The organism is Streptomyces sp. NPDC102402 (assembly GCF_044765765.1).
In the GTDB taxonomy this organism is placed as follows: Bacteria; Actinomycetota; Actinomycetes; order Streptomycetales; family Streptomycetaceae; genus Streptomyces.
Window position 1 is genome coordinate 30,128 of the sequence record NZ_JBIWKR010000017.1, and the last position, 25,105, is coordinate 55,232.

Below are 25,105 nucleotides of genomic sequence, written 5' to 3' on the forward strand. Positions count from 1 at the left end.
ATCCACCCGTACACACCAGCGAATCGCGTCGTGAACCCCGTGCAGATGGGGGATGGTTGGGGGGTGCGGAAATACTGGGTGTTCGTCGGCGGTGGGATCGGGCTGGGCCTGTGCTTCATCGCCCTGCTCGTCGTCGGTACGTACTCCGCCGCCGCCGGGATCTCCGGGGCGAGCGGGGCCGTCGGGCTGGCCAAGGGGGCGGTACCGGCGCGGTACCAGCCGCTCGTGGAGAAGTGGGGCAACCTCTGCCCGGCCATCAACCCCGCTCTCCTGGCGGCGCAGTTGTATCAGGAGAGCGGCTGGAACCCCCGCGCTCAGAGTCACGCCGCCGCGCAGGGCATCGCGCAGTTCATCCCGGGGACCTGGGCCTCGCACGGCATCGACGGGGACAAGGACGGGGACCGGGACGTATGGGATCCGGCCGACGCGATTCCGTCCGCCGCGTCCTACGACTGCGAGCTCGCCGGGTACGTCAGGAAGGTGCCGGGTGACCCGACCGACAACATGCTCGCCGCGTACAACGCGGGCGCCTACCGGGTGATCCAGTCGGGCGGGGTGCCCAGGATCAGCGAGACGCAGAACTACGTCAAGATCATCCGCTCCCTGGAGAAGAGCTTCGCCAAGCCCGTGGGCCGGGTCCAGCCCTCGCAGCAGGCGGCCGGGGCGATCTACTTCGCGCAGAAGAAGCTCGGCACCCCGTATCTCTGGGGCGGCAACGGGACGGCCGACCAGGGGGGCCGGTTCGACTGTTCCGGGCTGACGCAGGCCGCGTACCGGACTGTCGACATCGAACTGCCCCGTGTCGCCAATGACCAGTACAACGCGGGGGCGCACCCCTCACGGGACGAGCTCCTCCCCGGCGACCTGGTGTTCTTCTCGGACGACCTGAACAACTCGCGGGCCATCCGGCACGTGGGTCTCTACGTCGGTGGCGGGTACATGATCAACGCGCCGTACACCGGTGCGGTGATCCGGTTCGACAAGATCGACACCCCTGACTACTTCGGTGCGACGAGGGTCACGAAGGACGGGGCCGCGGCACTCCCGACCGCGCTCCCGGAAAGCTGACGGGCAGTCGGCCGTGGCCGGAACTCTCCGTGAAGCCCGGGCCCTGAGCTGCGACGATGAGTCACTCTTCGATAACGTCATGGTGATCATTCGGTGGAGAACGGAACGTAGAGAGCTGACAGGCCGTTCCCTGGACTGGGACAGCATGCGCACGTGACCATGCGTGACTGCCCGGACCAGTCGGGCGTGACGGCATCATGGCGTGACGCGGCAGTGAATCCGCACCGACCACGGGGGTCAGACCAAGGCGACGCACGCCGTTGTGCGTCGCAGCAGCAGACAAGGCAAGGGGCCGCAGCAGATGGCTGGACTCGCACTCGATGGGTCGAACCCCGACGTCAGCCTGCTCTACGACATCAATGGGCTGGCGAAGGCCGCTCCGACCTGGTTCGACCGGGTCATGGAGTTCGTCGGTGAATTCGGGATCATGTTCGCCATGGTCCTGGCGGTCCTGTGGTGCTGGTGGAGCGTGCGCCGACGCGGGACGACCGAGGACTCGGTGACGGCGGTCGCCGGGCTCGTGTGGGCGCCGCTCGCCGCCGGGATCGCCCTGCTCGTCAACATCCCGATCCGGGGCTTCGTGGAGAGGCCGCGCCCGTTCTTCGACCACAAGGGACTCGAAGTCCTGGTGCAGGGCAAGACGGACTTCTCCTTCGTGAGCGACCACGCGACGATGGCGATGGCGATCGCCGTGGGCCTCTTCGTCGCCAACAGGAGGTTCGGCCTGGTCGCGATCGGGCTGGCGCTCCTCGAGGGCTTCTGCCGCGTCTACATGGGCGTCCACTATCCGACCGACGTGATCGGCGGCTTCGCCCTCGGCACGGCTGTCGCCCTGCTGCTCGCCCCGCTGGCGATGATGCTCCTGACCCCCGTGGTGGGGGCCGTGGCCCGCGCCGGGGTCGTCGGACGGCTCGTCCGGTCGGGCGGAGCGTCCACGGCGACCGGCGGACGTGGCGAGGCGCGCGGGATCCCCGAGCCGAGCCCGGGGTCCGGCCGGGGCGCACCGGGCGAGAAGGACCTCGCCGCATAGCCGGAGCGGTCCACGACGTCCACGACGTCCACGACGTCCACGACGTCCACGACGTCCACGACGTCCACGACGTCCACGACGTCCACGACGTCCACGACGTCCACGACATGAGACGAACTGAGGGGTGTCCCGACCGGGGCGCCCCTCACGCCTGTCCGTGAGAATGGCTGACTTCGATCGTTCCGGCGGCGTCGTGACCGTGACGGGGCATCATGTCCGGGGACTTATCGGGGGGTGGTGCGTGTGGCCGGCCGGCGGCCGTCACGGCAGGAGGTGAACCGCCGTGGAGAACGGACGGGGTTCGTGGGACGCCGCGGTGAGCTGGCGGTGTTCCGGGAGACCTTCGCCAGGGACCCCGAGGAGGTCGGCTTCCCTTTCCTTTTCCATGTGCGCGGCAACGCGGGCGTGGGCAAGTCGACCCTGGTCCGCCAGTGGGAGACCGCTGCCCTGGCACAGCCCTCCGCCGTCACGGCGTTCGTCGGCGACGAGGTGCAGGACGCGGTCGAGGCGATGGAAGCCGTCAGTGCCCGGCTGGGCCGCCAGGGGAACCCGCTGAAGCGGTTCGACAAGCAGCTGGCCACCTACCGGCAGCGCCGCCACCAGGCGGAGAGCGCTGTCGCCGCGCCGCAGCAGTCCGACCCGTCGGGAGGCCAGGTGGCCGACCCCCTGCAGGCCGCGTCGCCGTCGAGCACGGTCGCGGCGCAGTTGGGGCTGGTCGGGCTGGGCATGGTGCCCGGGATCGGGGCGCTCGCGGGCGCGGTCGATCCGCAGCAGGTCGCGTTGGGTGCGGACCGGGTGCGGGCCGCCCTGACCGCGCGCCTGCGCAGCCACGACGATGTACGGCTGGTGATGGATCCGGTGGCGGTCCTCGCCCCGGTCTTCCTGGAGGACCTGGCCGACGTGGCGGAGCGGTGCGAGCGGGTGGTGCTGTTCTTCGACGTGTACGAGCGGACCGGGCCGGTGCTCGACGTGTGGCTGCACGACATCGTGTTCGGCGAGGAGCACGGGGGCCTGCCGGTCAACGTGCAGGTCGTGCTGTCCGGGCAGCTGCGCCTGGACGCCAGGGTGTGGGGCGACCGGCTGGGCCAGATCACGGAGGTGCTCCTGGAGGTGTTCACCGAGGACGAGGCGCGCACGCTGCTCGCCGCCCAGGGTGTCACCGACGAGGCCGGGGTCGAGCTGGTCCTGCGCCTGTCGGGCAGGCTCCCGCTGCTGGTCGACATGCTGGCCCGGAGCGACCCGGGCGGGGGCTCGGGCACGGGCGATCCCTCGGAGACCGCGGTCGAGAGGTTCCTGAAGTGGGAGCCGGACCCGGAGCGGCGCGAGGCCGCTCTGGCCTGCGCGCTTCCGCTGCGGATCGACGAGGACGTCTACCGCGCGGTCGTCCCGGAATCCGCCGCCGGAAGCTATGCGTGGCTGCGCGGCCTGGCCTTCGTCTCTCCCCTCGCGGGCCGCTGCCGCTACCACGAGGTCGTACGCGCCGCCATGCTGCGCCTGCAGCGGACCCGGTCGCCCGTCCGGTGGCAGCAGGCGCACACCCGCCTGGCCGACCTCTTCCGGCAGTGGCGGCTGGCGGCCGAGGCGGACCTCGGTACCGAACCCGAGGACCACTGGAGGGACGCCGCCTGGCGGGAGCACCGGCTGAACGAGACGTATCACCGGCTGTGCGCCAATCCGCGGGGTGCCCTGCCCGACGCGTTGCGCCAGAGTGCCCGTGCCATCGGCCGCGACGTCGCCACACTGCGCCGCTGGGCCCAGATCCTCAGCGGTGCCGGGCTCGACACCGACGCGGACGCCCTCACGTCCTGGGGCCGCCGTATCGAGGCCGCGTCCGAACAGGAGGGGGCGAGTACGGCCGTACTGACGCTGCTGTTGACTGCACACGAACTCGACGCTCCGGGAAGGGCGTTGGTGTACACCCTGCGTGCCGTGGAGTACCGGGGCGCGGGTGATGCGGAGAGCGCTCTGGCGGACTGCGTGGCCGCCGTGGCCCTCACGCCGGACGAGGCCCGTCCCCATGCGGGGCTCGGGGAGACCTACCGGGTGCTGGGCCGGCACGAGGAGGCGGTCGCCTCCTGCACGCGTGCGGTGGAGATCGACCCGGGTTACGCCATCGCCCTGGGCAGCCGCGGTGACTCCCACCGCAATCTGGGGCGGCACGAGGAGGCCCTGGCCGATTTCGCCCGTGCCATCGGGATCGACCCGCTGTACGCGTGGGCGTACGCGAGCCGGGCGCGGGTGTACGAGGCGATGGGGCGCTACGAGGAGGCGCTGGCCGACTATGGCCGCGCCATCGGGATCAACCCCCTCTACGACTGGGCGGTGGGGAGCCGGGCGGAGCTCTTCGAGAGCCTGGGGCGGCACGAGGAGGCCCTGGCCGATTTCGCCCGCGCCGTCGAGCTCGACCCCCAGTACGCGTGGGCGTACGCGAGCCGGGCGCGGGTGCACGACGCGATGGGCCGTCAGGACGAGGCGCTTGCCGACTACGCCCGTGCCATCGGGATCGACCCGCAGTACGCCTGGGCGTTCGGGAGCCGGGCGGAGCTCTTGGAGCGGCTGGGCCGGCATGAGGAGGCGCTGGCCGACTACACCCGTGCCATCGGGATCGAGCCGCTGTACGCCTGGGCGTTCGGGAGCCGGGCGGAGCTGTTCGAACGGCTGGGCCGGCACGAGGAGGCGCTGGCCGACTACACCCGTGCCATCGGGATCAACCCGCAGTACGCCTGGGCGTACGCCGGCCGGGGCCAGGTGCACGAGGGCAGGGGGCGTCGGGAGGACGCGCTCGCCGACTACACGCGGGCCCTCGACATCAGCCCCGGTTACGCCCGGGCGGCCGGTCACCGTGGCGAGTTGTACGAGGCGATGGGGCTGTACGAGGACGCGGTCGCCGATCTCACCGGCGCCGTCGGGATCGATCCGTCCTCGGGCTGGATCCTGTGTGCGCGGGCCCGGACGTATCTGCGCATGGGCAGGCACGAGGAGGCGCTCGCAGACTGCGTACGGGCCGTCGAGGTCGATCCGGAGGACGGCTGGAACCAGATGCTGCACGGCCTCGCGCTGCGGGCGACCGGCGACGGCCGGGGGGCGGAGGCGCGCTTCGCATGTGCCCTGCGCCTCTTCACCGGTGCCGGGGAGGACGGCGGCGACATCGTGGACGCGCACCAGGGCCTGCTCGTCCTCGCCTGTGTCCTGTCCGACGACGATGTGGCGGCCGCCCGGTGCCGGGCGCTGGCCGAGCTGGGCCCCGGGGCGGACCTCGTCGGGGAGACGATCGAGGACCTGGCCTTTCTCCGGGAGGTCCTCCCGGAGGCGGGGCCTGGCATCGAGTCGGTCATGAGGCGGTTGCGGGCGATGCTCTAGCGGGCATCGCCCGGGGGCGTGAGGTGGTCCGCCGCGTCCGTGCGGGCCCGGTCGCGGGAGCGCCGGGCGGCGCCCGACCAGCCGCAGCTGCAGCGCGCGACGCAGAAGGAGCCGCGCTCGACGGTGGTGGTGCTGTGCGCCGGCGGGGCGCTGTGGACGGGGGAGTCCGGGGGGTCCTGAGGCACGCGTCCACGGTACTGGGGAGGCGTGGGGCGGCCGGCGAGTGGGCCGATCGGCTTCCGGAAGGGGCCCGGTGGCGTGACGGGGCGCCCCGGCCGTCGTTAGGCGGGACGGGCGGGAACTCGGTCAGATGTACGTCGTTGGGGGTTGGCAGGCGATGGCGGTGCAGCAGCAGAGGTCCGGAGGCGGGGCACTGGCTGTGTGCGCCCTGGCCGTCGCGGGTGTGATGACGGTGAGCAGCGCGTGCTCGGGCGCGGACGCCGGCGGAGGCGACGGAGCAGGCCGGCGCGCCGTGGCCCAGGACGGTCCGGCCGGCGCCCCCGCCGCCGTGGTCCGCAGGGCAGCCGAGGAGCTGGCGGGAGCGGGCAGCGCCGAGACGCGTACGTCGATGGAGACCGCGGCGGGCGGGACCCGGGTGACGATCAGGGGCCAGGGGGCGTACGACTTCCGCAGGCAGCTGGGCCGGATCAAGGTGCTCCTGCCGAAGGACGCCGCCGGGGCCGACGAGCACCGGCCGATCACGGAGCTGCTGGCCCCCGGGGCGCTGTACATGAAGAACCGGGGCGCCGGGGTGCCCGACGACAAGTGGGTGCGGATCGACACGACGACCCTGGAGGACGGCAATCTCGTCACCGGCGGTGTGACGGATCCGACGGCCGCCGCGGAGCTCCTGCGTGGCGCGGGCGAGGTGACCTACGTCGGGCGGACGGAGCTGGCCGGGGTGCCGGTCCGGCACTACCGCGGGACCGCGGACCTCGGGCGGGCGGCGCGGGCGGCCTCGTCGTCCTCGCGCGGGGCGCTGACCGCCGCGGCGAAAGGGTTCAGCACGGACGCGGTGCCCTTCGACGCGTATCTGGACGACGACGGCCTGCTGCGGAAGGTCCGCCACCGCTTCACCTTCGCGACCGAGGGGCCCGCGGTGGCGGTGGTGTCGACGATGCTGCTCTACGACTTCGGGGTGCCGGTCTCCGTGGAGCTGCCGCCCGACGCGGAGATCTACACGGGACGGGTCGAGCAGGGTCGCAGTGGCCCGGAAACGCCGTAGGGAGGGGGCCGAAATGGTCCTTCCGTGCCATGCGCGGTGCGTGCCGCGCTCCCTACGCTAGGGAGTCGGTGCGCCAGGGAGTCGGCGACAGCAGAGAGAGGTGACGCAGGTGGTGACGCTCAGCGCTCCGAACGCTCAGGACTGTGTGGCCCTCGCCGAGATCGAGCTGTGCGGCGAGCTCATGATCGCGGCAGCCGACGCCATCGAGGACCGGCTCAGTCCCGACCGGATCGACGAGGTGCTCAAGGTCGGGGCGGACGGCGCGGAAGCGGTGCCGACGATCCCCCGGCAGTCCCGCCACCGGGGATGACCAGCCCCCTCCCGGCCGCGGGCGGTCCCGCCACCGGGGATGACCAGCCCCCTCCCGGCCGCGGGCAGTCCCGCCACCGGGGATGACCAGCCCCCTCCCGGCCGCCGTCATGTACGCAGCAGACGGGCGATCGCCTTGGTGGCCTCCTCGACCTTCGCGTCGATCTCCTCGCCGCCCTTGAGTGCGGCATCCGCCACACAGTGGCGCAGATGCTCCTCCAGGAGCTGGAGCGCGAAGGACTGCAGGGCCTTGGTGGAGGCCGAGACCTGGGTGAGTATGTCGATGCAGTAGACGTCCTCGTCCACCATCCGCTGGAGGCCGCGGATCTGGCCCTCGATGCGGCGCAGGCGCTTGAGGTGCTCGTCCTTCTGGTGGTGGTAGCCGTGGATTCCGCGGTCGTGGTCGGTGACGACCGCGTCCTCACCTGCTGCGTCGGTGGCCTCGGTGGTGGTCATGCGGTCCTCCGTTTGTCCTCGTGGCCTGCGGCCGGCATGCCGTTCCGTGCCGTCTGTATACCCCTGCCGGGTATATCGTAACGAATCCAGCCGAAACGTGACCGGGGGGCCGTGCTGATCACTGTGCCCGATGCGCGACACTGAACAACGCCGGTTAGCCGTGGCCGGATGATGCGCCTAGCATCAGCCTGACCGAATCCAAAGCACCCCGAGGACCCCACGTGCGCTTTCGTCTGACCCCCAGGGAGACGAGCTTCTACGACATGTTTTCCGCCTCCGCGGACAACATCGTCACGGGCTCGAAGCTCCTGATGGAACTGCTCGGGGCGGATTCTGCCTCCCGAGTCGAGATCGCGGAGCGTATGCGGGCAGCGGAGCACGCGGGGGACGATGCCACCCACGCGATCTTCCACCAGCTGAACTCCTCCTTCATCACGCCGTTCGACCGCGAGGACATCTACAACCTCGCGTCGTCGCTCGACGACATCATGGACTTCATGGAGGAGGCCGTCGACCTGGTCGTCCTGTACCAGATCGACGAGCTCCCGAAGGGTGTCGAGCAGCAGATCGAGGTCCTGGCCCGGGCGGCGGAGCTGACCGCCGAGGCCATGCCGAGTCTGCGCACCATGGAGAACCTCACCGAGTACTGGATCGAGGTCAACCGCCTGGAGAACCAGGCCGACCAGATCCACCGCAAACTGCTGGCGCAGCTGTTCAACGGCAAGTACGACGCCATGGACGTGCTGAAGCTCAAGCAGATCGTGGACGTGCTGGAAGAGGCGGCTGACGCGTTCGAGCACGTCGCCAACACGGTGGAGACCATCGCGGTCAAGGAGTCCTGAACCTCGTGGACACCTTTGCGCTGATCGTGACCATCGGTGTCGCGCTCGGCTTCACGTATACGAACGGCTTCCACGACTCGGCGAACGCCATCGCCACCTCGGTCTCCACCCGGGCGCTGACCCCGCGTGCGGCTCTGGCGATGGCCGCCGTGATGAACCTCGCGGGCGCCTTCCTGGGCCAGGGGGTCGCCAAGACCGTCAGCGAAGGCCTGATCGCCACGCCCGAGGGCCAGAAGGGGATGGGAATCCTCTTCGCGGCGCTGGTCGGCGCGATCATCTGGAACCTGGTCACCTGGTACTACGGCCTGCCGTCCTCGTCCTCGCACGCCCTGTTCGGCGGCATGGTCGGCGCGGCGCTGGCCGGCGGGACGATGGTGCACTGGGACGGGGTGCTCGAGAAGATCGTCATCCCGATGTTCCTGTCCCCGGTCATCGGCCTGGTCGCCGGCTATCTGGTGATGGTCGCGATCATGTGGATATTCAGGAAGTCCAACCCTCACAAGGCCAAGCGGGGCTTCCGTATCGCGCAGACGGTCTCCGCGGCGGGCATGGCTCTCGGGCACGGTCTGCAGGACGCGCAGAAGACGATGGGCATCGTGGTCATGGCCCTGGTCATCGCCGATGTCGAGGGTCCGAACGACGAGATCCCGGTCTGGGTGAAGATCGCCTGTGCGGCGATGCTGTCCCTCGGCACGTACGCCGGTGGCTGGCGCATCATGCGTACGCTCGGCCGCAAGATCATCGAGCTGGATCCGCCGCAGGGGTTCGCGGCGGAGACGACCGGCGCGTCGATCATGTTCGGCTCGGCGTTCCTCTTCCACGCACCGATCTCCACGACTCATGTGATCACCTCGGCGATCATGGGCGTCGGCGCGACGAAGCGGGTGAACGCCGTGCGGTGGGGCGTCGCCAAGAACATCATCCTGGGCTGGTTCATCACGATGCCGGCGGCGGCGCTGATGGCGGCGCTCAGCTACGGCATCGTCGTGCTGCTCTTCGGCTGACGGCCTGGTCTCCCCGCGACGTGGGTCCGCCCCCGCTCTCCATGACAGGAGAGCGGGGGCGGACCCTTTTCCGCCTTGTGGTGGCACCGCCATGCAGCACCCCAAGGCCGTCTGTGGTTATCCGAAGCGGCCCGAGATGTAGTCCTCGGTCGCCTGCACCGACGGGTTGGAGAAGATCCGCTCCGTCTCGTCGATCTCTATCAGGCGGCCGGGCTTGCCCACCGCCGAGAGGTTGAAGAACGCCGTACGGTCCGAGACGCGCGCCGCCTGCTGCATGTTGTGCGTCACGATGACGATCGTGAAGCGCTCCTTCAGCTCGCCGATCAGGTCCTCGATGGCGAGGGTCGAGATCGGGTCGAGCGCCGAGCACGGCTCGTCCATCAGCAGCACCTGCGGCTCGACCGCGATGGCGCGGGCGATGCAGAGGCGCTGCTGCTGGCCGCCGGAGAGGCCGGAGCCCGGCTTGTTCAGGCGGTCCTTGACCTCGTTCCAGAGGTTGGCGCCCTTGAGGGACTTCTCGACGATGTCCGACAGCTGGCTCTTGCGGTACGAGCCGTTCAGCCGGAGGCCCGCCGCGACGTTGTCGAAGATCGACATCGTCGGGAAGGGGTTCGGGCGCTGGAAGACCATGCCGACCGTACGGCGCACGGCGACGGGGTCGACGCCGGGTCCGTACAGGTTCTCGTCGTCCAGCAGCACCTTGCCCTCGACGCGGCCACCGGGGGTGACCTCGTGCATGCGGTTCAGGGTGCGCAGGAAGGTGGACTTGCCGCAGCCGGACGGGCCGATGAAGGCGGTCACGGAGCGGGGTTCCACGGTCATCGAGATGTCCTCGATGGCCTTGTGGGAGCCGTAGTAGGCGGTGAGGCCGCCGATGTCGATGCGCTTGGCCATGTGGAATCAACTGCTTTCTGCGTGGCCTCAGCGGCCGGACTTCGGGGCCTTCCAGCGGGCGATGCCGCGGGCCACCAGATTGAGGATCATGACGAAGGCGATCAGGACCAGGGCAGCGGCCCAGGCGCGGTCGTAGGACGCGGCCTCGCCGATCTTGTACTGCTCGTAGATGTAGAACGGCAGTGACGACTGGGCGCCTTCGAAGGGGTTCGTGTTGATCAGCTGACTGCCGAAGACCAGCAGGATGATCGGGGCCGTCTCGCCCGCGATACGGGCGATGGCGAGCATGACGCCGGTGGTGATGCCGCCGATCGCGGTGGGCAGGACCACCTTCAGGATGGTGCGCCACTTGGGGATGCCGAGCGCGAGGGAGGCCTCGCGGAGCTCGTTGGGGACGAGCTTGAGCATCTCCTCGGTGGAGCGGACCACGACCGGGATCATCAGGATCGTCAGGGCCAGGGCACCCATCAGGCCGGAGGGTTCGAGGTTGGCGATCAGCATGATCGACAGGATGAAGAGGCCGGCGACGATGGACGGGATACCGGTCATCACGTCGACGAAGAAGGTGACGGCCTTGGCGAGCGCGCCCTTGCCGTACTCGACCAGGTAGACCGCGGTCAGCAGTCCGAGCGGGGCGGAGATCACGGTGGCGATCCCGACCTGCTCCAGGGTGCCGATCAGCGCGTGGTAGACGCCGCCGCTGTCCTCCGAGCCGAGGACCCCGGCCATCGAGTGGGTGAGGAAGTAGCCGTCGAGGCGCTCGGAGCCGCGGCTGACCGTGGTCCACAGGAGCGAGGCGAGCGGGACGACGGCGACGAGGAAGCACACCCAGACGACGCTGGTGGCGAGGCGGTCCTTGGCCTGGCGCTGGTTCTCGACCACGGTCGTCGCGGCGTACGAGAGGGCCAGGAAGAGCAGGGCGGAGATCAGGCCCCACTGGACGCGGCTCTGCCAGCCGGCGGCCAGCGAGATCCCGACGCCGAGGGCGATCGACACCGCGGCGAAGCCGAGCGGGGCCCAGCGCGGGAGGCTGCGGCTGCTGAGGCCGGTCCCGGAGGGCTCCGGCGAGGTCCGGGGACGCTTGTCCTGGACGTCGGTGGTGGCGTGGCTCATGCGTTGGCCCCCGAGTACTCCTTGCGGCGGGCGATGATGAGCCGGGCCGCGCCGTTGACCAGCAGGGTGAGGACGAAGAGGACGAGGCCCGAGGCGATCAGGGCGTCGCGCCCGAATTCGTCGGCCTCGCCGAACTTGGCCGCGATGTTCTGGGCGAAGGTTCCGCCGCCCGGATTGAGCACGTGCAGCGAGATGAGGAAGCTCGGCGAGAGGACCGTGGCGACGGCCATCGTCTCGCCGAGCGCCCGGCCGAGGCCCAGCATCGACGCCGAGATGATTCCGGAGCGGCCGAAGGGCAGCACCGAGAGGCGGATGACCTCCCAGCGGGTCGCTCCGAGGGCGAGCGCGGCTTCCTCGTTCATCTTGGGGACCTGGAGGAAGACCTCACGGCTGACGCTGGTCACGATCGGAAGGATCATGATCGCGAGGAGGACGCCGACGGTGAAGAGCGAGCGGGCGACGCCTATCTCGGTCTTCTCGAAGATGTACGTCCAGCCGAAGAACTGGTCGAGCCAGAGGTTCAGGCCCTCGAGGTACGGGACGAGGACGAGGGCGCCCCAGATGCCGTAGACGATGCTGGGCACTGCCGCGAGCAGGTCGACCACGTAGGCGATGGGGGCGGCCAGCTTGCGCGGCGCGTAGTGCGAGATGAAGAGGGCGATGCCGACAGCGACCGGGACCGCGATGACCATCGCGATGATCGAGCTGACGACCGTGCCGAAGAGGAGGACCGCGATGCCGAAGACCGGCGGGTCACCGGCCGGGTTCCAGTCGAAGGTGGTGAGGAAGTTGCCCTCGTCCTTCGAGATGGCGATGACGGCGCGGTAGCTGAGGAACACGGCGATGGACGCCATGAGCACGAGCAGCAGGATGCCGGATCCCCGGGAGAGGGTCAGGAAGATCTTGTCGCCGGCGCGCCCGGGGGACTTGGGGCGGCCGCGCGTGACCGGCGGAGCCGGTGGGGTTTCGAGCGGTGTGGTGGAAGCCATGGTCTTTCCGGTCTGTGTGGGGGAGCGGCTTGCTCCCCTGGCGGCGGTGCACCGGATGGGGTGGGGCGGTGGGGGCCGGTCCGGAGGGGTGCGCCGGACCGGCCCGCCTGTGCGTACGGGTCGTGCGGTGGTGGATTACTTCAGGCCGGCGACGGTCTCGCGGACCTTGGCGTTGATCGCCTCGGGGATCGGGGCGTAGCCGGCGTCGGTCAGGACCTTCTGGCCGTCCGCCGAGGAGGTGTAGGTCAGGAAGGACTTGACGGTGCCGAGGGTGTCGGCCTTGTTGCCGGTGTCGCAGACGACCTCGTAGGTCACCAGGACGATCGGGTAGGCGCCCTCGGCCTTGGTGGTGTAGTCGAGGTCGAGCGCCAGGTCCTTGCCGGTGCCCTTGACCTTGGCGGCGGCGATGGCCTTGGAGGCGTTCTCCGAGGTGGCCTCGACCGGGGTGGCGCCACCGGTGTTGATGTCGACGGTGGTGATGTCCTGCGAGGCGGCGTAGGAGAGCTCGAAGTAGCCGATGGAGCCGTCGACGGCCTTCACCTGGGAGGCGACGCCGGAGGAGCCGGAGGCGGCCTGGCCACCGGGGGCCGGCCACTTCTTCTCGGCCTCGTACTTCCAGTCGCTCGGGGCCGCGGCGTTCAGGTACTTGCCGAGGTTCTGCGTGGTGCCGGAGTCCTCGGAGCGGTGGAAGGGCTGGATCGCCTTGTCCGGCAGCTTCACGCCGTCGTTGAGCTTGGCGATCGCCGGGTCGTTCCACTTCTTGATCTTGGTGTCGAAGATCTTGGCGAGCGTGGAGGCGTCCAGCGTGAGCTTGTCGACGCCCTCCAGGTGGAAGCCGATCGCGATCGGGCCGCCGACCATGGGGAGGTTGATGCCCTGGCCGGTCTTGCAGATCTTCTTCGACTCGGCGACCTCTTCGGGCTTCAGGGCGGAGTCCGAGCCGGCGAAGCCGACGGTGCCCTGGTTGAAGGCGACGATGCCCTCACCGGAGGAGGAGGAGCTGTAGTTGATCTCCACGCCGGAACAGGCGGCCATGTAGTTCTTGACCCAGAGGTCCATCGCGTTCTTCTGGGCGCTGGACCCGGAAGCGCGCAGCTGGCCCTCGGCGTCGTCGCACTTGATGTCCGACGCCGCGGCGGTCGTCTTGTCGCCGCCCGCGTCGGTGCCGGTGTTGTCGTCCGAACCGCACGCCGTGAGGACCAGGGCGCTGGAGACGGCGAGGGCACCGAGCGCGGTGGCACGAAGCCGGTTCTTGCGCTGAAGCTTCACTTTCGGGGTGTTCCTTCCAGGAGCCGCCGCGGCTGGTGGGGACGAGGCGGCGTGCGATGGGCGATGGTGCGGTGGCGTGGTGCCGTGCACCTGGTACGTCCGAAATTAGGCAGAACAGGTGAAGCGGCCTACGGGGGAGAGTGAACGGCAGGTGAACCGTGCCGGGCGGGCTGGTTCCGCGTGCTCGGCGGCCGGCGTGGGTGAGACCCGGCTGTCCTCGGGGCACGGGACGGGCCGGGGAGGGCCGCCACGGTGATCGCGGAGGGTCCCCACGGGTGGGCGGGGCCGCCCAGGCGGCCGGGAGGGCCGTCACGGGGGCGGGGAGGGCCGCCGCGGGTAAGCCGCGGGTGGCGCCCCGCGACCGGCGGCCGTGCCCGGCGGTGGGGACGACGGGTGAGCGGGTGGGCGCGAGGTCAGCCCGTACGCAGGAACGCGTCCAGCTGGATCCGGTCGCCCGGGCGGCTCAGGCGCGCCCGGGCCGCCTCCGGGGAGAGCCAGGCCAGCCGGTCGACCTCGTCGTTGGGCCGGAAGGAGCCGCCGGTCGCCTCCGCGGCCCAGTAGCTGACCTCTTTGGGCCGCCCGTTCGCCATGTACAGGGCGGTCGGCAGCGCGGCGCCCGGCACGCAGTGGTGGCCCGTCTCCTCCAGGACCTCGCGCAGAGCCGCCTCCAGCGCCGTCTCGCCGCGTTTGAGCTTGCCCTTGGGGAAGGACCAGTCGTCGTAACGGGGCCGGTGGACCAGGCAGATCTCCGGGCCGCCGCCCTCCTGGGCCCTGCGCCACAGCACGCAGCCGGCCGCCAGTACGAGGTCGCTCATGGTGCGGTCACTGCCCCCGCGTACGGCCAGGTCTCCCGGAACACACCGCGCGCCGCCTCGACCTCGTGCCGCTGGTCGGCGTGGAGCACCCCCAGGGCGTACGCCGTCGCCGGAGCGATGCGCGGGGTGCGGGCCGCGGCAGCCGCTGCGGCGGCGGCCTCCGCCGCGTCCCGGTGCAGGTCGAGTGCGTGCACCGTGCCGGCCAGGACCGGATCGGGGGAGCCGTGCAGCATCTCGCGGGCGTACCGGTGCAGCCGGAGCAGCAGGCGGGTCTGGTGCCAGAGGGCGTCGTGGGCCTCGTTGTACGGCTCCGCCGCCTCGTCGGGCGGGAGCGCGGACACCGCGTCCAGCAGGCGCTGCTCGGCCAGCTCGGCCGGGGCGTACAGGATCCTTTCCGCGGGCTCGGCGGCCGCGGGTGCCAGGGGCACGTCGGAGGCGAGCAGCGCCACGGCGTCGGCGACGGCGTGGAAGCGGGAGGAGCCCATCGCCTGGAGGGCCGCCGAGTGGGCGCGGGTCCGGGCGAGGGTCAGCCGCCGCTCCAGGAGCGCTCCGGCCCTGGCGGCGCCGACGCCGAGCGCCGCCCGCTCCTTGTCGCTCTCGGCCTGGGTGCTCCCGGGGGCGGGCCGGGCCGCCGGCAGCGAGGCACCGGAGAGCTGGTGCAGTGCCTCCAGGAGCCGGCCGAGCCGGGTCGCGTACGCGTGCTCGCGGGCCAGGGTGCCGGAGAGCCAGGCCAGTTCCGTACGGAGCTGGTCGGCCCAGGCCGGTTCGAGCGCTCCCCGGAAGGTGTGCAGCGTGCCGCTGATGCGGCGCGCCGCGTGGCGGAGCGCGCGGGCGGCCTCGTCGGCGCTCTGTGTGCCGGTGTCCGAGGGGGCACTGTGCTCGCGGTGCATCCGCAGTCCTCGCAGGAAGGCCGCTGCCTGGTCGCGCAGGTAGGGCGCGAGTGCCGCTTCCGTGGTGAGGGCCGTCGTCTGGTGGTCAGGGCGTCGCACGCCGGCGCCTCCGGGCGTCAATGAGCATCTCTTGTACGTGCCGCAGCGGCTGCCCGTCCGCGTCCGTGGAGTGCCGGGTCCAGTTTCCGTCGGGGCCCAGGTGCCAGGAGGAGGTGGTGTCGGACATGCCTGTTTCCAGGAGCCTGCTGAGGGCGGCGCGATGCGCGGGGTCGGTGACGCGGACCAGTGCTTCGATCCGGCGGTCGAGGTTGCGGTGCATCATGTCGGCGCTGCCGAACCACACTTCGGGCTCACCGCCGTTGCCGAAGGCGAAGAGCCGGGAGTGTTCGAGGAAGCGGCCCAGTATCGAGCGGACCCGGATGTTCTCGGAGAGGCCGCTGACGCCGGGGCGGATCGCGCAGATCCCGCGTACCCAGATGTCGACGGGCACACCGGCCTGTCCGGCCCGGTAGCAGGCGTCGATGACCGCTTCGTCGACCATCGAGTTGACCTTGATGCGTACGTAGGCGGGACGGCCCGCGCGGTGGTGGGCGGTCTCCTTGTCGATCCGCGCGATCAGACCGTCGCGCAGGGACTTCGGAGCGACCAGCAGCCTGCGGTAGGTCTCGCGGCGGGAGTAGCCGGAGAGCCGGTTGAAGAGGTCGGAGAGGTCGGCCCCGACCTGCGGGTCGGCGGTCAGCAGGCCGAGGTCCTCGTAGAGCCGGGCCGTCTTCGGGTGGTAGTTGCCGGTGCCGACGTGGGAGTAGCGGCGCAGGGTGTCGCCCTCCTGCCGGACCACCAGCGACAGCTTGCAGTGCGTCTTGAGGCCGACGAGGCCGTAGACGACGTGGCAGCCGGACTCCTCCAGCTTGCGGGCCCACTTGATGTTGGCCTGCTCGTCGAAGCGCGCCTTGATCTCGACGAGGACGAGGACCTGCTTGCCGGACTCGGCGGCGTCGATGAGGGCGTCGACTATCGGCGAGTCCCCGGAGGTCCGGTAGAGGGTCTGCTTGATCGCGAGGACGTCCGGGTCGCCCGCCGCCTGCTCCAGGAAGGCCTGGACGGAGGTGGAGAAGGAGTCGTACGGGTGGTGGAGCAGCACGTCGCGCTCGCGCAGGGCGGCGAATATGTCGGGCGCGGAGGCAGACTCGACCTCGGCGAGGTCGCGGTGGGTGCCGGCGACGAACTTCTTGTACTTCAGCTCGGGCCGGTCCAGCGACGCGATGCCGAACAGCCCGGTGAGGTCGAGCGGACCCGGCAGCGGGTAGAGCTCGGTCTCGGAGATCTTCAGCTCGCGTACGAGCAGGTCCAGGACGTACGGGTCGATGGACTCCTCGACCTCCAGGCGGACCGGCGGGCCGAAGCGGCGCCGCATGAGCTCCTTCTCCAGGGCCTGGAGGAGATTCTCGGCGTCGTCCTCCTCGACCTCGAGGTCCTCGTTCCTGGTGACCCGGAACATGTGGTGGGCGAGGACCTCCATGCCCGGGAAGAGCTCTTCGAGGTGGGCCGCGATGATGTCCTCTATCGGGACGTAGCGCTGCGGGGACGCCTCCAGGAAGCGGGTGAGCAGCGGCGGCACCTTGACGCGGGCGAAGTGGCGGTGGCCGCTGACGGGGTTGCGCACGACGACCGCGAGGTTCAGCGACAGCCCGGAGATGTACGGGAACGGGTGCGCGGGGTCGACGGCGAGCGGGGTCAGCACGGGGAAGACCCGCTGCCGGAAGAAGGTGAACAGGCGGGCCTGTTCCTTCTCGGTCAGCTCGGGCCAGCGGACCAGCTGGATGCCCTCGTCGGAGAGGGCGGGCGCGATGTCCTGCTGGTAGCAGGCGGCGTGCCGCGCCATGAGCTCGCGGGAGCGGGTCCAGATCAGGTCGAGCACTTCGCGGGGCTGCAGTCCGGACGCGGACCGGGTGGCGACACCGGTCGCGATGCGGCGCTTGAGACCGGCGACCCGGACCATGAAGAACTCGTCCAGGTTGGAGGCGAAGATGGCGAGGAAGTTAGCCCGTTCGAGTAGGGGCGTGGCCGGATCCTCGGCGAGTTCCAGTACGCGTTCGTTGAAGGCGAGCCAACTGCGCTCCCGGTCGAGGAACCGGCCCTGGGGCAGCTCGTCGCCGTCCGTCTCGGGCTCGTACGCGTCCGGGTCGTTGTCCAGATCGGGGTCCAGATCGGCGGCGGTGGACAGGCCCGCGGGCATCGCGCCCGCGACGGCGTGCGGCCGGTGGGCGGCGAGGGAGCCGACCGACGGCTGGGTGGGCTGGACCGGGACCTCGGAGCTGGGCTGCTGGCTCATGGACCTATTCTTCCGCGCGTTCGGCTCCTCAGGCGCGTCGGAGCCCAGAAAGATCGCGGAAGAAGCGGGAGTGGTCCCCGGACCGGGGCCGCTCCCGTGGCGGGGGGTGGGCACAGCTGGCTGCATCCCGCGAGGGTCGCAAGGCCGTCTGAATGGCCGGTAACGGTGACATGACGTACAGGAAGCGGTGTGGCTGCGGTGCCGTCCCGTCGTCACCTGTCCTCACCGTAGGTGAACCCCCTGCCCGGACTCCCCCCGGGGCCCGGACAGGGGCGCCGGGTCAGCCGTGGAGGCGGCGCAGCACGCGGAAGGCGAGCGCGACGGCCAGGGCCGCGAGGGCGAGCAGGATGCCGGTCTCGACGAGCTGGACGGGCCAGAAATGGGAGGCGGGGTGGTAGTCGAGGTAGTGGGCGGTGATGTCGTGGTTCGCCATGCACTGGAGCCGGTCACCGATGGAGGCGGACTGCATGCATGCCGTCCCCGTCAGCCGTTCGCCGGTGCTGGTGAGGTCGCCGGTCTCCACCCACCAGATGTTCGTCTGGACGTCCAGCGTCTTGCTGGTGAGCGTGCGCGTGGGCCAGAGCTCGGCGCGCCAGTAGGTGAAGAACGCGACGGCCGCGCCGGTGACGAACGCCGAGACGGTCAGTGCGGGGATGACGCGGCGTATCAGCAGGGCCGTGAGCGCTCCGACGGCCGTTCCGAACACGACGTGGGCGAGGGGGAGGACCCCCGAACCGCTGAAGGTGTGGGCGTCGTGCCACTGGACGGGATAGGGCGTGTCCCCGTAGGACCGGGTCCGGGCGAGCACGGCTGTCACCACGGCTGTGACGGCCAGCAGCAGCGCTGTGGGAACGGCGAGCTTGGCGACCAGCCAGCGTGTGGGCGACACCGACTGCGTCCAGGCCATTCTGAAGGTGCCGCTCTCCAGCTCCCTGGCGATCAACGGGCCGGCGACGAAGGCGCTGAAGACGACGGGCAGGACGATCAGGCCCGTGGCCACGTAGTCGAACATCCTGTGGTACGTGAGCATGCTGTCCAGGTAGTTGCGAGTCGTCTGATCGCATGCGCGGCCCGCGCCGCCGTCCACCCGGCAGTCGGTCGCCGCGAAGACCTCGGCGACGTGCGACGACCGCAGCGCCAGCGCGATCATGCCGATGACCGCGGCCAGGGCGATCCCGCCGACGATCCACAGCGTCCACCGGTGCTGCCGCACCACGACCCGGGCGGGCCCGCGCAGCGAGGGGCGTACGGGCGTGAGTGTGCTCATACCGCCGCCACCTCCTCGCGGGCGTACGAGGCGCTCGGCGTGAGCAGCGGCGGTGCGTCCGGAGAGCGCAGATGGGCCAGGAGCAGCTCCTCCAGGGAGGGGTCCGTGACATCCCAGGCGGCCTGGTCCACAGGGCCCTCCTTCCTTACCAGTGCGGTCAGCTGACGGCCCGTCGTGCGGGACTCGACGACCGTGTGCGGGGCGAGGTCGCGGACCTGGCCGGTGAGTACGGCGTGGGCGGCGACGATGTCGTCGCTCTCGCCGGCGAGCCGTACCCGGCCGCCGTCGACGAGCAGGAGGTAGTCGCAGGCTCCCTCCAGCTCGGTGAGGATGTGCGAGGACATCACGATGGTGGTCCCGTGTTCTGCGGCCGCTGCCATCAGGATGCCCATCAGCTGGTGCCGGGCGAGCGGGTCGAGGTCGGCCATCGGCTCGTCCAGCAGCATGAGTTCGGGCCGCTTGCCGAGGGCGAGTGCCAGGGCGAGCCGGGTGCGCTGGCCGCCTGACAGGGTGCGCACCTTCGCGTCCTGGGGGAGCGGGGAGGCGATCCGGTCGGCGGCCACGCGGTCCCAGCCGGCGGGGTTGAGCTGCGCCCCCGCCCACAGGGTGTCGGCCACCGTGAGCTGCGGGTACAGGGGCTTGTCCTGTGACACGTACGCGAGGCGCGGACGGGCCTCGGCGGGCGTGGTGTCCAGCACCCGCACCGAGCCCTCGGCCGGCCGGGCCAGTCCGGCCGCGAGGGACAGCAGGGTGGACTTGCCGGCCCCGTTGGGCCCGACGAGGGCGCATATCCGTCCGGCGGGCAGCCGGAACGAGCAGTCGCGCAGCGCCCACCCGCGCTTTCGCCCGTAGGTCATACCGAGGCCGTTCGCCTCGATGGCGGCGCCTGTCATGAGTGCTGGTCCCCCTTGAACGTGCTGTCCAGTACATCGGTGAAGAGCGCGCTCACGTCTTCCTTGTCCAGTCCGGCGGCGCGGGCCCTGCGGGTCCACTCGCCGAGCTCGGCGCGCAGTGGCGGGTCGGTGGTGACCGCCGCGCTGCCGAGGGTGCGGCGGACGAAGGTGCCGAGGCCGCGGCGGGCCTCGACGAGGCCTTCGCGCTCCAGTTCGCGGTAGGCCTTGAGCACGGTGTTGGGATTGATGGCCGTGGCCTCGACGACCTCGCGGGCCGTGGGCAGCCGGTCGCCCGGCTCGAGCACACCCAGGCGGAGCGCCTGCTTGGTCTGCTGCACGATCTGGAGGTAGGTGGCGACGCCGCTGCGCCGGTCGATGCGGAATTCGACCGCTGCGGACTCTGCCATGTGCACCACCCTTTCACTAATTGAGTAGTGAAAGGGTGTCGTAAGGGAGGGGCGGCGTCAAGTGACGCCGCCCCTGGGGGTGTTGCGTGCTGCTCAGGACTCCGTGCGGTACATCAGGTCGATCTCGTGGGTGGCGAAGCCCATCCGCTCGTACACCGACAGGGCCGCGGGGTTGTCGGCGTCGACGTAGAGCATCGCGGTGGGGAGTCCCAGGGAGGCGAGATGGCGCAGCCCGATCGCGGTGAGGGCCTTGCCGAGGCCGCCGCCCTGGGCGTCGGGCAGGATGCCGACGACGTAGACCTCGCCGAGCTCCTCCTCGGCGTGCACCTTGGTCCAGTGGAAGCCGATGATCTCGCCGTCGCGCTCGGCCAGGAAGAAGCCCTTCGGGTCGAACCAGGACTCCGCCTTGCGGTCGTCCAGGTCCCGCTGGGTGAGGGAGCCCTGCTCGGGGTGGTGGGCGAACGCGGCGCTGTTGACGGTGAGCCAGGCCGTGTCGTCCTGGCCGGGTACGAAGGTGCGGACGGTGACGCCCGGCGGGAGGGACGGCTCGGGGATGTCGAGTGAGTCCAAGCCCCGCCGGAGCTGCCGCAGTTCGCGGAAGAGCGAGAGGCCGAGGACCTGTGCGAGGTGCCGGGCGGCCGACTTGCCGCCGTGGGCCCAGACCCGCAGCCGCTTGCCCGTCGCGGCGAGGAGCGCGGCGCCGAGGGCCCGGCCGTGCCCGCGGCCCCGGTGGGCGGGGGCCACGACCAGCTCGGCGGCGGGGGCCTCGACGGGGTCGGCGTCCTCCAGCTGCGCGTAGCCGGCCAGCACGCCGTCGACGGTGAGCAGGAAATGCCGTACGCCCTCGCGGTGACCGCCCCTCAGCTGCAGCCGCCCCTGCTCGGAGACGGCCTGCCGGCCATCGGTCCCGGCGGCCTCGCCGAGGAGGGCGAGGACCGCTTCGGCCTGCTCGGGGGTGAGCGCGTCGAGGGTCTCGATCTCGCGCCCGGGGGAGGGGAGGGGTGCGTCAGTCGTCATGGGTACGAGCGTACGGCGGCCGGGCCCGGCGCTCGCGGGAACACCCCAGCGGGCGGACGGGGCGCGCCCCGCGGTTCGCGACGGCGCCCCGCTGTGCGGACGGTGGTACCCCTGTGCGGTCAGCGGGGGCACCTTGCCGGACGGGGCGGCCTTGCGTGGTCGGCGGGGGGACACGTCGCCGGGTGGGGCGCCTGTGCGGTCAGCGGGGGCACCTCACCGGGCGGGGTGCCGTCCGCGCGTGCGCGGGAACGGCCGCCGGGCGGGCCGGGCGCGCTACTCGACTTCCTCGAAGCCGGGCGCGTTGTAGCCCGAGGGGCCGATGGTGATCCGCAGGGTCTTGTAGCCGCCGTCGCCGTCCTCGCCGCCGTACTCGCTCCAGTACTGGCAGGTGTAGCCGCTGTCGGAGTCCCAGTCGAAGGCCTTCGCGGCGGGGATCTCGTCGCAGGACAGCTTGCTCGCGTCGCTCCGCCCGGAGTCGGCGCCGTACTGCTCGTCGAAGGTGTTGTACACGGCCTTCGCGACCAGCAGGCCCTTCTGGGGCTTGGCGGTGTACGAGGTGATGAAGCTGCCCTCGCGGTAGGAGTCGCTGATCGTGACCTCGTAGGGGATCTCGGCCCCCTCGTAGGTCACGGTGCACGTGCTGACCGCCGAGGCCTTCTGGGTCACGCCGTCCGGGCAGTCCGCCTCGGTCTTGCCCGGCACCTTGGTGGAGCGGACGACGTCCTCGCGCAGCCGGTGCTTCACCTGCTCGGCGAACGACGCTCCGCGCGCGGGTTCGGGGGTGATCTCCAGCCCCTTGTCCCCCGACTTCAGTACGTCCTTCTGCGGACCGTCGATCGCGACCGGCAGGTCCTTTCCGGCCGCCTTGCCGCCGGAGCCGGAGTCGCCGCCGGTGGCCGCGTCGGACGTGGAGGCGGAACCGGGGGTGGTGCCGGTGTCCGCGTCGTCGGAGCCGCAGCCGGCGGTGAGCAGACCGGCGGCGAGCAGGGCGACCAGAAGCTTTGAATTTCTCATGAGGCGGAGAGTAAGGCGTGGCCCTGACATCCCATCCGGGCGTCCACGACCGGCGAAAGGGCACGTTTGATGAAGACATCACATGACAAAGCCGGGTGCCCGGGGAGCGATTCGGCGGCTGAGTGGGCGTGCTCCGCGCGTAGCGCTGATGATCCTGTGGCGCTCCCGTCGTCTAACCGTGACAGTGACATGGCGTCAGTTGCCCGATGTGTGCGGTACATGAGCTTTGCTGCCTGTGCGGTGCTTCGGACCTGGAAGCAACCAGCTCGTAACCACGGAACCCTGTCGCGCTACGCGCGTTGACTCTAGGCTGCCGCACGCAGGATCCAGACACTCACAAGGGGACCGATGTCAGCGACTCCGCAGAAGAACCGCGCGTCCCGGCGGGTGCTCGCCGCCGCGGCCGGGCTGGCCACCGCAGGCGCGCTCGTCGCAGCGATGCCGGCCGACGCCCATGACCGGGGACACGGCCACGGTCACGGCCACTCGTCCCGCACCGTCGACGTGCAGCTGCTCTCCTTCAACGATCTGCACGGCAACCTGGAGCCGCCGGCCGGTTCCGCGGGGACGGTCAGTGAGACGCAGGCCGACGGCACGGTGAAGTCGGTCCCGGCCGGTGGCGTCGAGTACCTCGCCACCTCGCTGCGCACCGCGCGCGAGGGGCACCCGTACTCCGTCACCGCGGCCGGCGGCGACATGGTGGGCGCGAGCCCGCTGCTGTCGGGGCTCTTCCACGACGAGCCCACCATCGAGGCGCTCAACGGCCTCGACCTCGACGTGACGGCCGTGGGCAACCACGAGTTCGACGAGGGGGCCACGGAGCTCGCCCGTCTGCAGAACGGCGGCTGCCACCCGGTCGAGGGCTGCTACGAGAAGGGCAAGAAGTTCAAGGGCGCGGACTTCCCCTACCTCGCGGCCAACGTGACGAAGGAGAAGACCGGCAAGCCGGTCCTCAAGCCGTACACGGTCTGGAAGAAGAACGGGGTCAAGATCGGCTTCATCGGGGTGACCCTGGAGGGCACGCCGAACATCGTCACGGCCAACGGCGTCAAGGGCCTGAAGTTCCACGACGAGATCGAGACGGTCAACAAGTACGCCAAGGAACTGGACCGCCAAGGCGTCAAGTCCATCGTCGCGCTGATCCACGAGGGCGGAGCCCCGGCCTCCTCCTCGTACAACTACGACTGCGACAGCCCGGGTGCCGGTGACGGCATCTCGGGGCCGATCACCGACATCGCCAAGGGCATCACGCCGAAGGTCGACGCGCTGGTCACGGGCCACACCCACCAGGCGTACGTCTGCACGGTCCCGGACCCGTCGGGCAAGCCGCGCATGGTCACCTCGGCGTCGTCGTTCGGCAAGCTCTACACGGACACGACCCTCACCTACGACCGCCGCACCAAGGACATCGTCCGTACGTCGGTGGAGTCGGCGAACCACGTCGTCAGCCGTGACCAGGCCAAGGCCACCGACATGACGGCGCTGATCGCCCGCTGGAACACGCTCGCCGCGCCCATCGCCGGCCGGCCGCAGGGCTTCATCTCCGCCGACATCAACGGCCGCGGCTCCACGGCCCCCGAGAAGCCCCTCGGCAACCTGATCGCCGACGCCCAGCTGGAGGGCCTTGCCCCCGCGGACAAGGGGGGCGCGGTCGTCGCGTTCATGAACCCCGGCGGTATCCGCTCCGACCTGGTGTACACCGCGTCCGGCAGTGAGGGCGACGGGGTGGTGACCTACGGCGAGGCGTTCACGGTCCAGCCGTTCACCAACATGATGAACGTCGTCGACCTGACCGGCGCCCAGCTGGTCGCCGCGCTCCAGCAGCAGGTCAGCGGCTCCAACGCGGCCTCCCCGAAGATCCTCCAGGTCTCGAAGGGCCTCACCTACACGCTGGACATGACCAAGGCGGGTGCCGACCGCGTGGTCACCTCCTCGATCCTGCTGAACGGGGAGGCGATCGACCCGTCGAAGAGCTACCGCGTCGCGATGAACGAGTTCCTCGCGGGTGGCGGCGACGGCTTCGCGGCCCTCGGCCAGGGCACGAACAAGCTGGTCGGCGCATCCGACCTGGACCTGTTCAACGCCTACCTGGCGGCCCACTCCACGGCCTCCGCCCCGCTGGCCCCGCCGGCCACGGACCGGATCACGATCGTGCAGTAGTCGCGGGACGGGCGGGGGCGCGCCGCGCCTCCGCCTGGACAGGACACGGAACGCCGACGGCCCGCCACTTGGAAGTGGCGGGCCGTCGGCCTGCTCAGGCCGGTCCGGGGACGAAGATCTCGTGTCCCCCCACCCGGCGCCACAGGATGTGCGTCTCCCCTGGCCGGACTTCGTCTCCGTACTGCCAGGTGGCACGTCCGTCGGGCGCCCAGGTCATCTCCATGACAGGGCGGGCGCCCTGGGGCATGGTGATGCCCTGAACCGGCTTGACCCGGAGCCCGGGTCGGAACTGCCCTCGCTCCACATCCGAAACGAACTTCTTCCGGATGACGTCTTCGAAGCGCGTGCGTTCCTCAGGCTTGAGGGCCTTGAAGTCGCGCTTGAAGTGGGCAGTCGTCTCAAATGTCGGCAATCGGGCCTCCCGGGGTCAGGGGTCAGTCTTCGTCGAGGTGCGCGAACATGCCGTCCGCGTCCTCGTGGACGGCGGTGCGCCCGGCAGCGATGTCCTCGCTCGACCTGCGCTCGCCCTCCTGCCACTCCGGGGTCCAGAACCAGGCCTGATCGGAGCGGATCTTGGTGAGTCCATGCACCGTGACTTCGCCGGCGCTGGTGATCTCGAACTCGAGCTCGTCGCCCTGGTCCACCCCGAGGGCGGCCCGAATGGCCTTGGGGAGTGTGACCTGCCCGTTCGCGCGCAGCGTGGCTGTGGCCGTAGTCATGTGATGACCTCCTACCTCTGTCGCCATCTCCG

General features: G+C 70.6%; 24 protein-coding genes. 8 read left to right on the forward strand and 16 right to left on the reverse strand.

Features of this window, described 5'->3' with window-relative positions:
* Window positions 1-78: 78 nt before the first annotated feature.
* From ACIRJR_RS31895 to ACIRJR_RS31905, 3 genes are all read left to right on the forward strand, one after another.
* Window positions 79-1,068, forward strand: a complete 990-nt coding sequence (locus tag ACIRJR_RS31895) for an NlpC/P60 family protein (protein WP_403787325.1) — start codon at window positions 79-81, stop codon at window positions 1,066-1,068.
* Between the two features lie 301 nt (window positions 1,069-1,369).
* Complete coding sequence (locus ACIRJR_RS31900; protein ID WP_403787090.1) at window positions 1,370-2,098, forward strand: phosphatase PAP2 family protein; 729 nt, start codon at window positions 1,370-1,372, stop codon at window positions 2,096-2,098.
* 303 nt (window positions 2,099-2,401) lie between these two features.
* Window positions 2,402-5,458 (forward strand): tetratricopeptide repeat protein, encoded by a 3,057-nt coding sequence (locus ACIRJR_RS31905; protein WP_403787092.1) that lies wholly within the window; start codon window positions 2,402-2,404, stop codon window positions 5,456-5,458.
* Here ACIRJR_RS31905 and ACIRJR_RS31910 read toward each other — a convergent pair.
* Entirely contained in the window at window positions 5,455-5,643 is a 189-nt protein-coding gene (locus tag ACIRJR_RS31910) for a hypothetical protein (protein ID WP_403787094.1), read from the reverse strand. The two genes, ACIRJR_RS31905 and ACIRJR_RS31910, sit on opposite strands and share 4 nt — an antisense overlap.
* Before the next feature lie 152 nt (window positions 5,644-5,795).
* On the opposite strand from ACIRJR_RS31910, the gene ACIRJR_RS31915 reads away from it, so the two are divergent.
* Both ACIRJR_RS31915 and ACIRJR_RS31920 read left to right on the forward strand, forming a co-directional pair.
* Window positions 5,796-6,683 (forward strand): hypothetical protein, encoded by an 888-nt coding sequence (locus ACIRJR_RS31915; RefSeq protein WP_403787096.1) that lies wholly within the window; start codon window positions 5,796-5,798, stop codon window positions 6,681-6,683.
* Between the two features lie 100 nt (window positions 6,684-6,783).
* Complete coding sequence (locus ACIRJR_RS31920; protein WP_403787098.1) at window positions 6,784-6,993, forward strand: hypothetical protein; 210 nt, start codon at window positions 6,784-6,786, stop codon at window positions 6,991-6,993.
* 107 nt (window positions 6,994-7,100) lie between these two features.
* Here the strand turns inward: ACIRJR_RS31920 and ACIRJR_RS31925 are convergent, their stop codons facing one another.
* Entirely contained in the window at window positions 7,101-7,448 is a 348-nt protein-coding gene (locus tag ACIRJR_RS31925; protein WP_403787100.1) for a metal-sensitive transcriptional regulator, read from the reverse strand.
* Between the two features lie 221 nt (window positions 7,449-7,669).
* On the opposite strand from ACIRJR_RS31925, the gene ACIRJR_RS31930 reads away from it, so the two are divergent.
* Both ACIRJR_RS31930 and ACIRJR_RS31935 read left to right on the forward strand, forming a co-directional pair.
* The gene (locus ACIRJR_RS31930) at window positions 7,670-8,290 is read left to right on the forward strand and encodes a DUF47 domain-containing protein (protein WP_015578119.1); all 621 of its coding nucleotides are present in this window, start codon (window positions 7,670-7,672) and stop codon (window positions 8,288-8,290) included.
* 5 nt (window positions 8,291-8,295) lie between these two features.
* Window positions 8,296-9,294, forward strand: a complete 999-nt coding sequence (locus ACIRJR_RS31935; RefSeq protein WP_403787102.1) for an anion permease — start codon at window positions 8,296-8,298, stop codon at window positions 9,292-9,294.
* A 117-nt stretch (window positions 9,295-9,411) separates the two neighbouring features.
* On the opposite strand, the gene pstB is transcribed toward ACIRJR_RS31935, so the two are convergent.
* From pstB to ACIRJR_RS31995, 12 genes are all read right to left on the reverse strand, one after another.
* On the reverse strand, window positions 9,412-10,188 hold the full coding sequence (gene pstB, locus ACIRJR_RS31940) for a phosphate ABC transporter ATP-binding protein PstB (RefSeq protein WP_403787104.1): 777 nt from the start codon (window positions 10,186-10,188) through the stop codon (window positions 9,412-9,414).
* A 27-nt stretch (window positions 10,189-10,215) separates the two neighbouring features.
* A complete protein-coding gene (gene pstA / locus ACIRJR_RS31945) occupies window positions 10,216-11,301 on the reverse strand; it encodes a phosphate ABC transporter permease PstA (protein ID WP_403787106.1) in 1,086 nt (361 codons plus the stop codon).
* Window positions 11,298-12,290, reverse strand: a complete 993-nt coding sequence (gene pstC / locus ACIRJR_RS31950) for a phosphate ABC transporter permease subunit PstC (protein WP_403787108.1) — start codon at window positions 12,288-12,290, stop codon at window positions 11,298-11,300. Before pstC ends, pstA begins: the two co-directional genes overlap by 4 nt.
* A gap of 135 nt (window positions 12,291-12,425) precedes the next feature.
* Window positions 12,426-13,559 carry a phosphate ABC transporter substrate-binding protein PstS gene (gene pstS / locus ACIRJR_RS31955; RefSeq protein ID WP_403787110.1) on the reverse strand — a complete coding sequence of 378 codons (1,134 nt, stop codon included), beginning with the start codon at window positions 13,557-13,559 and terminating at the stop codon, window positions 12,426-12,428.
* Between the two features lie 413 nt (window positions 13,560-13,972).
* On the reverse strand, window positions 13,973-14,374 hold the full coding sequence (locus tag ACIRJR_RS31960) for an NUDIX hydrolase (protein ID WP_403787112.1): 402 nt from the start codon (window positions 14,372-14,374) through the stop codon (window positions 13,973-13,975).
* Window positions 14,371-15,363 carry a CHAD domain-containing protein gene (locus tag ACIRJR_RS31965; RefSeq protein WP_403787114.1) on the reverse strand — a complete coding sequence of 331 codons (993 nt, stop codon included), beginning with the start codon at window positions 15,361-15,363 and terminating at the stop codon, window positions 14,371-14,373. Before ACIRJR_RS31965 ends, ACIRJR_RS31960 begins: the two co-directional genes overlap by 4 nt.
* Window positions 15,350-17,596 carry an RNA degradosome polyphosphate kinase gene (locus ACIRJR_RS31970; protein WP_403787116.1) on the reverse strand — a complete coding sequence of 749 codons (2,247 nt, stop codon included), beginning with the start codon at window positions 17,594-17,596 and terminating at the stop codon, window positions 15,350-15,352. The genes ACIRJR_RS31965 and ACIRJR_RS31970 overlap by 14 nt, the downstream gene beginning before the upstream one ends.
* Before the next feature lie 280 nt (window positions 17,597-17,876).
* Window positions 17,877-18,863 (reverse strand): hypothetical protein, encoded by a 987-nt coding sequence (locus tag ACIRJR_RS31975; protein ID WP_403787118.1) that lies wholly within the window; start codon window positions 18,861-18,863, stop codon window positions 17,877-17,879.
* Window positions 18,860-19,756, reverse strand: coding sequence for an ABC transporter ATP-binding protein (locus tag ACIRJR_RS31980; RefSeq protein ID WP_403787120.1), 897 nt, complete (start codon window positions 19,754-19,756; stop codon window positions 18,860-18,862). Before ACIRJR_RS31980 ends, ACIRJR_RS31975 begins: the two co-directional genes overlap by 4 nt.
* Complete coding sequence (locus ACIRJR_RS31985; RefSeq protein ID WP_403787122.1) at window positions 19,753-20,163, reverse strand: GntR family transcriptional regulator; 411 nt, start codon at window positions 20,161-20,163, stop codon at window positions 19,753-19,755. The genes ACIRJR_RS31980 and ACIRJR_RS31985 overlap by 4 nt, the downstream gene beginning before the upstream one ends.
* A 93-nt stretch (window positions 20,164-20,256) precedes the next feature.
* Window positions 20,257-21,180: a mycothiol synthase gene (mshD, locus tag ACIRJR_RS31990; RefSeq protein WP_403787124.1), complete on the reverse strand. Its 924-nt coding sequence runs from the start codon at window positions 21,178-21,180 to the stop codon at window positions 20,257-20,259.
* Window positions 21,181-21,453: 273 nt separating this feature from the next.
* The gene (locus ACIRJR_RS31995) at window positions 21,454-22,194 is read right to left on the reverse strand and encodes a hypothetical protein (protein WP_403787126.1); all 741 of its coding nucleotides are present in this window, start codon (window positions 22,192-22,194) and stop codon (window positions 21,454-21,456) included.
* A gap of 348 nt (window positions 22,195-22,542) precedes the next feature.
* Between ACIRJR_RS31995 and ACIRJR_RS32000 the strand changes: the two genes are divergently transcribed.
* A complete protein-coding gene (locus ACIRJR_RS32000) occupies window positions 22,543-24,354 on the forward strand; it encodes a bifunctional metallophosphatase/5'-nucleotidase (RefSeq protein WP_403787128.1) in 1,812 nt (603 codons plus the stop codon).
* Between the two features lie 94 nt (window positions 24,355-24,448).
* Here the strand turns inward: ACIRJR_RS32000 and ACIRJR_RS32005 are convergent, their stop codons facing one another.
* Together ACIRJR_RS32005 and ACIRJR_RS32010 are read right to left on the reverse strand one after the other, a co-directional pair.
* Window positions 24,449-24,766, reverse strand: a complete 318-nt coding sequence (locus ACIRJR_RS32005; RefSeq protein ID WP_403787130.1) for a hypothetical protein — start codon at window positions 24,764-24,766, stop codon at window positions 24,449-24,451.
* A 22-nt stretch (window positions 24,767-24,788) separates the two neighbouring features.
* Window positions 24,789-25,073: an AbrB/MazE/SpoVT family DNA-binding domain-containing protein gene (locus ACIRJR_RS32010; protein WP_403787132.1), complete on the reverse strand. Its 285-nt coding sequence runs from the start codon at window positions 25,071-25,073 to the stop codon at window positions 24,789-24,791.
* Between the last annotated feature and the right edge of the window lie 32 nt (window positions 25,074-25,105).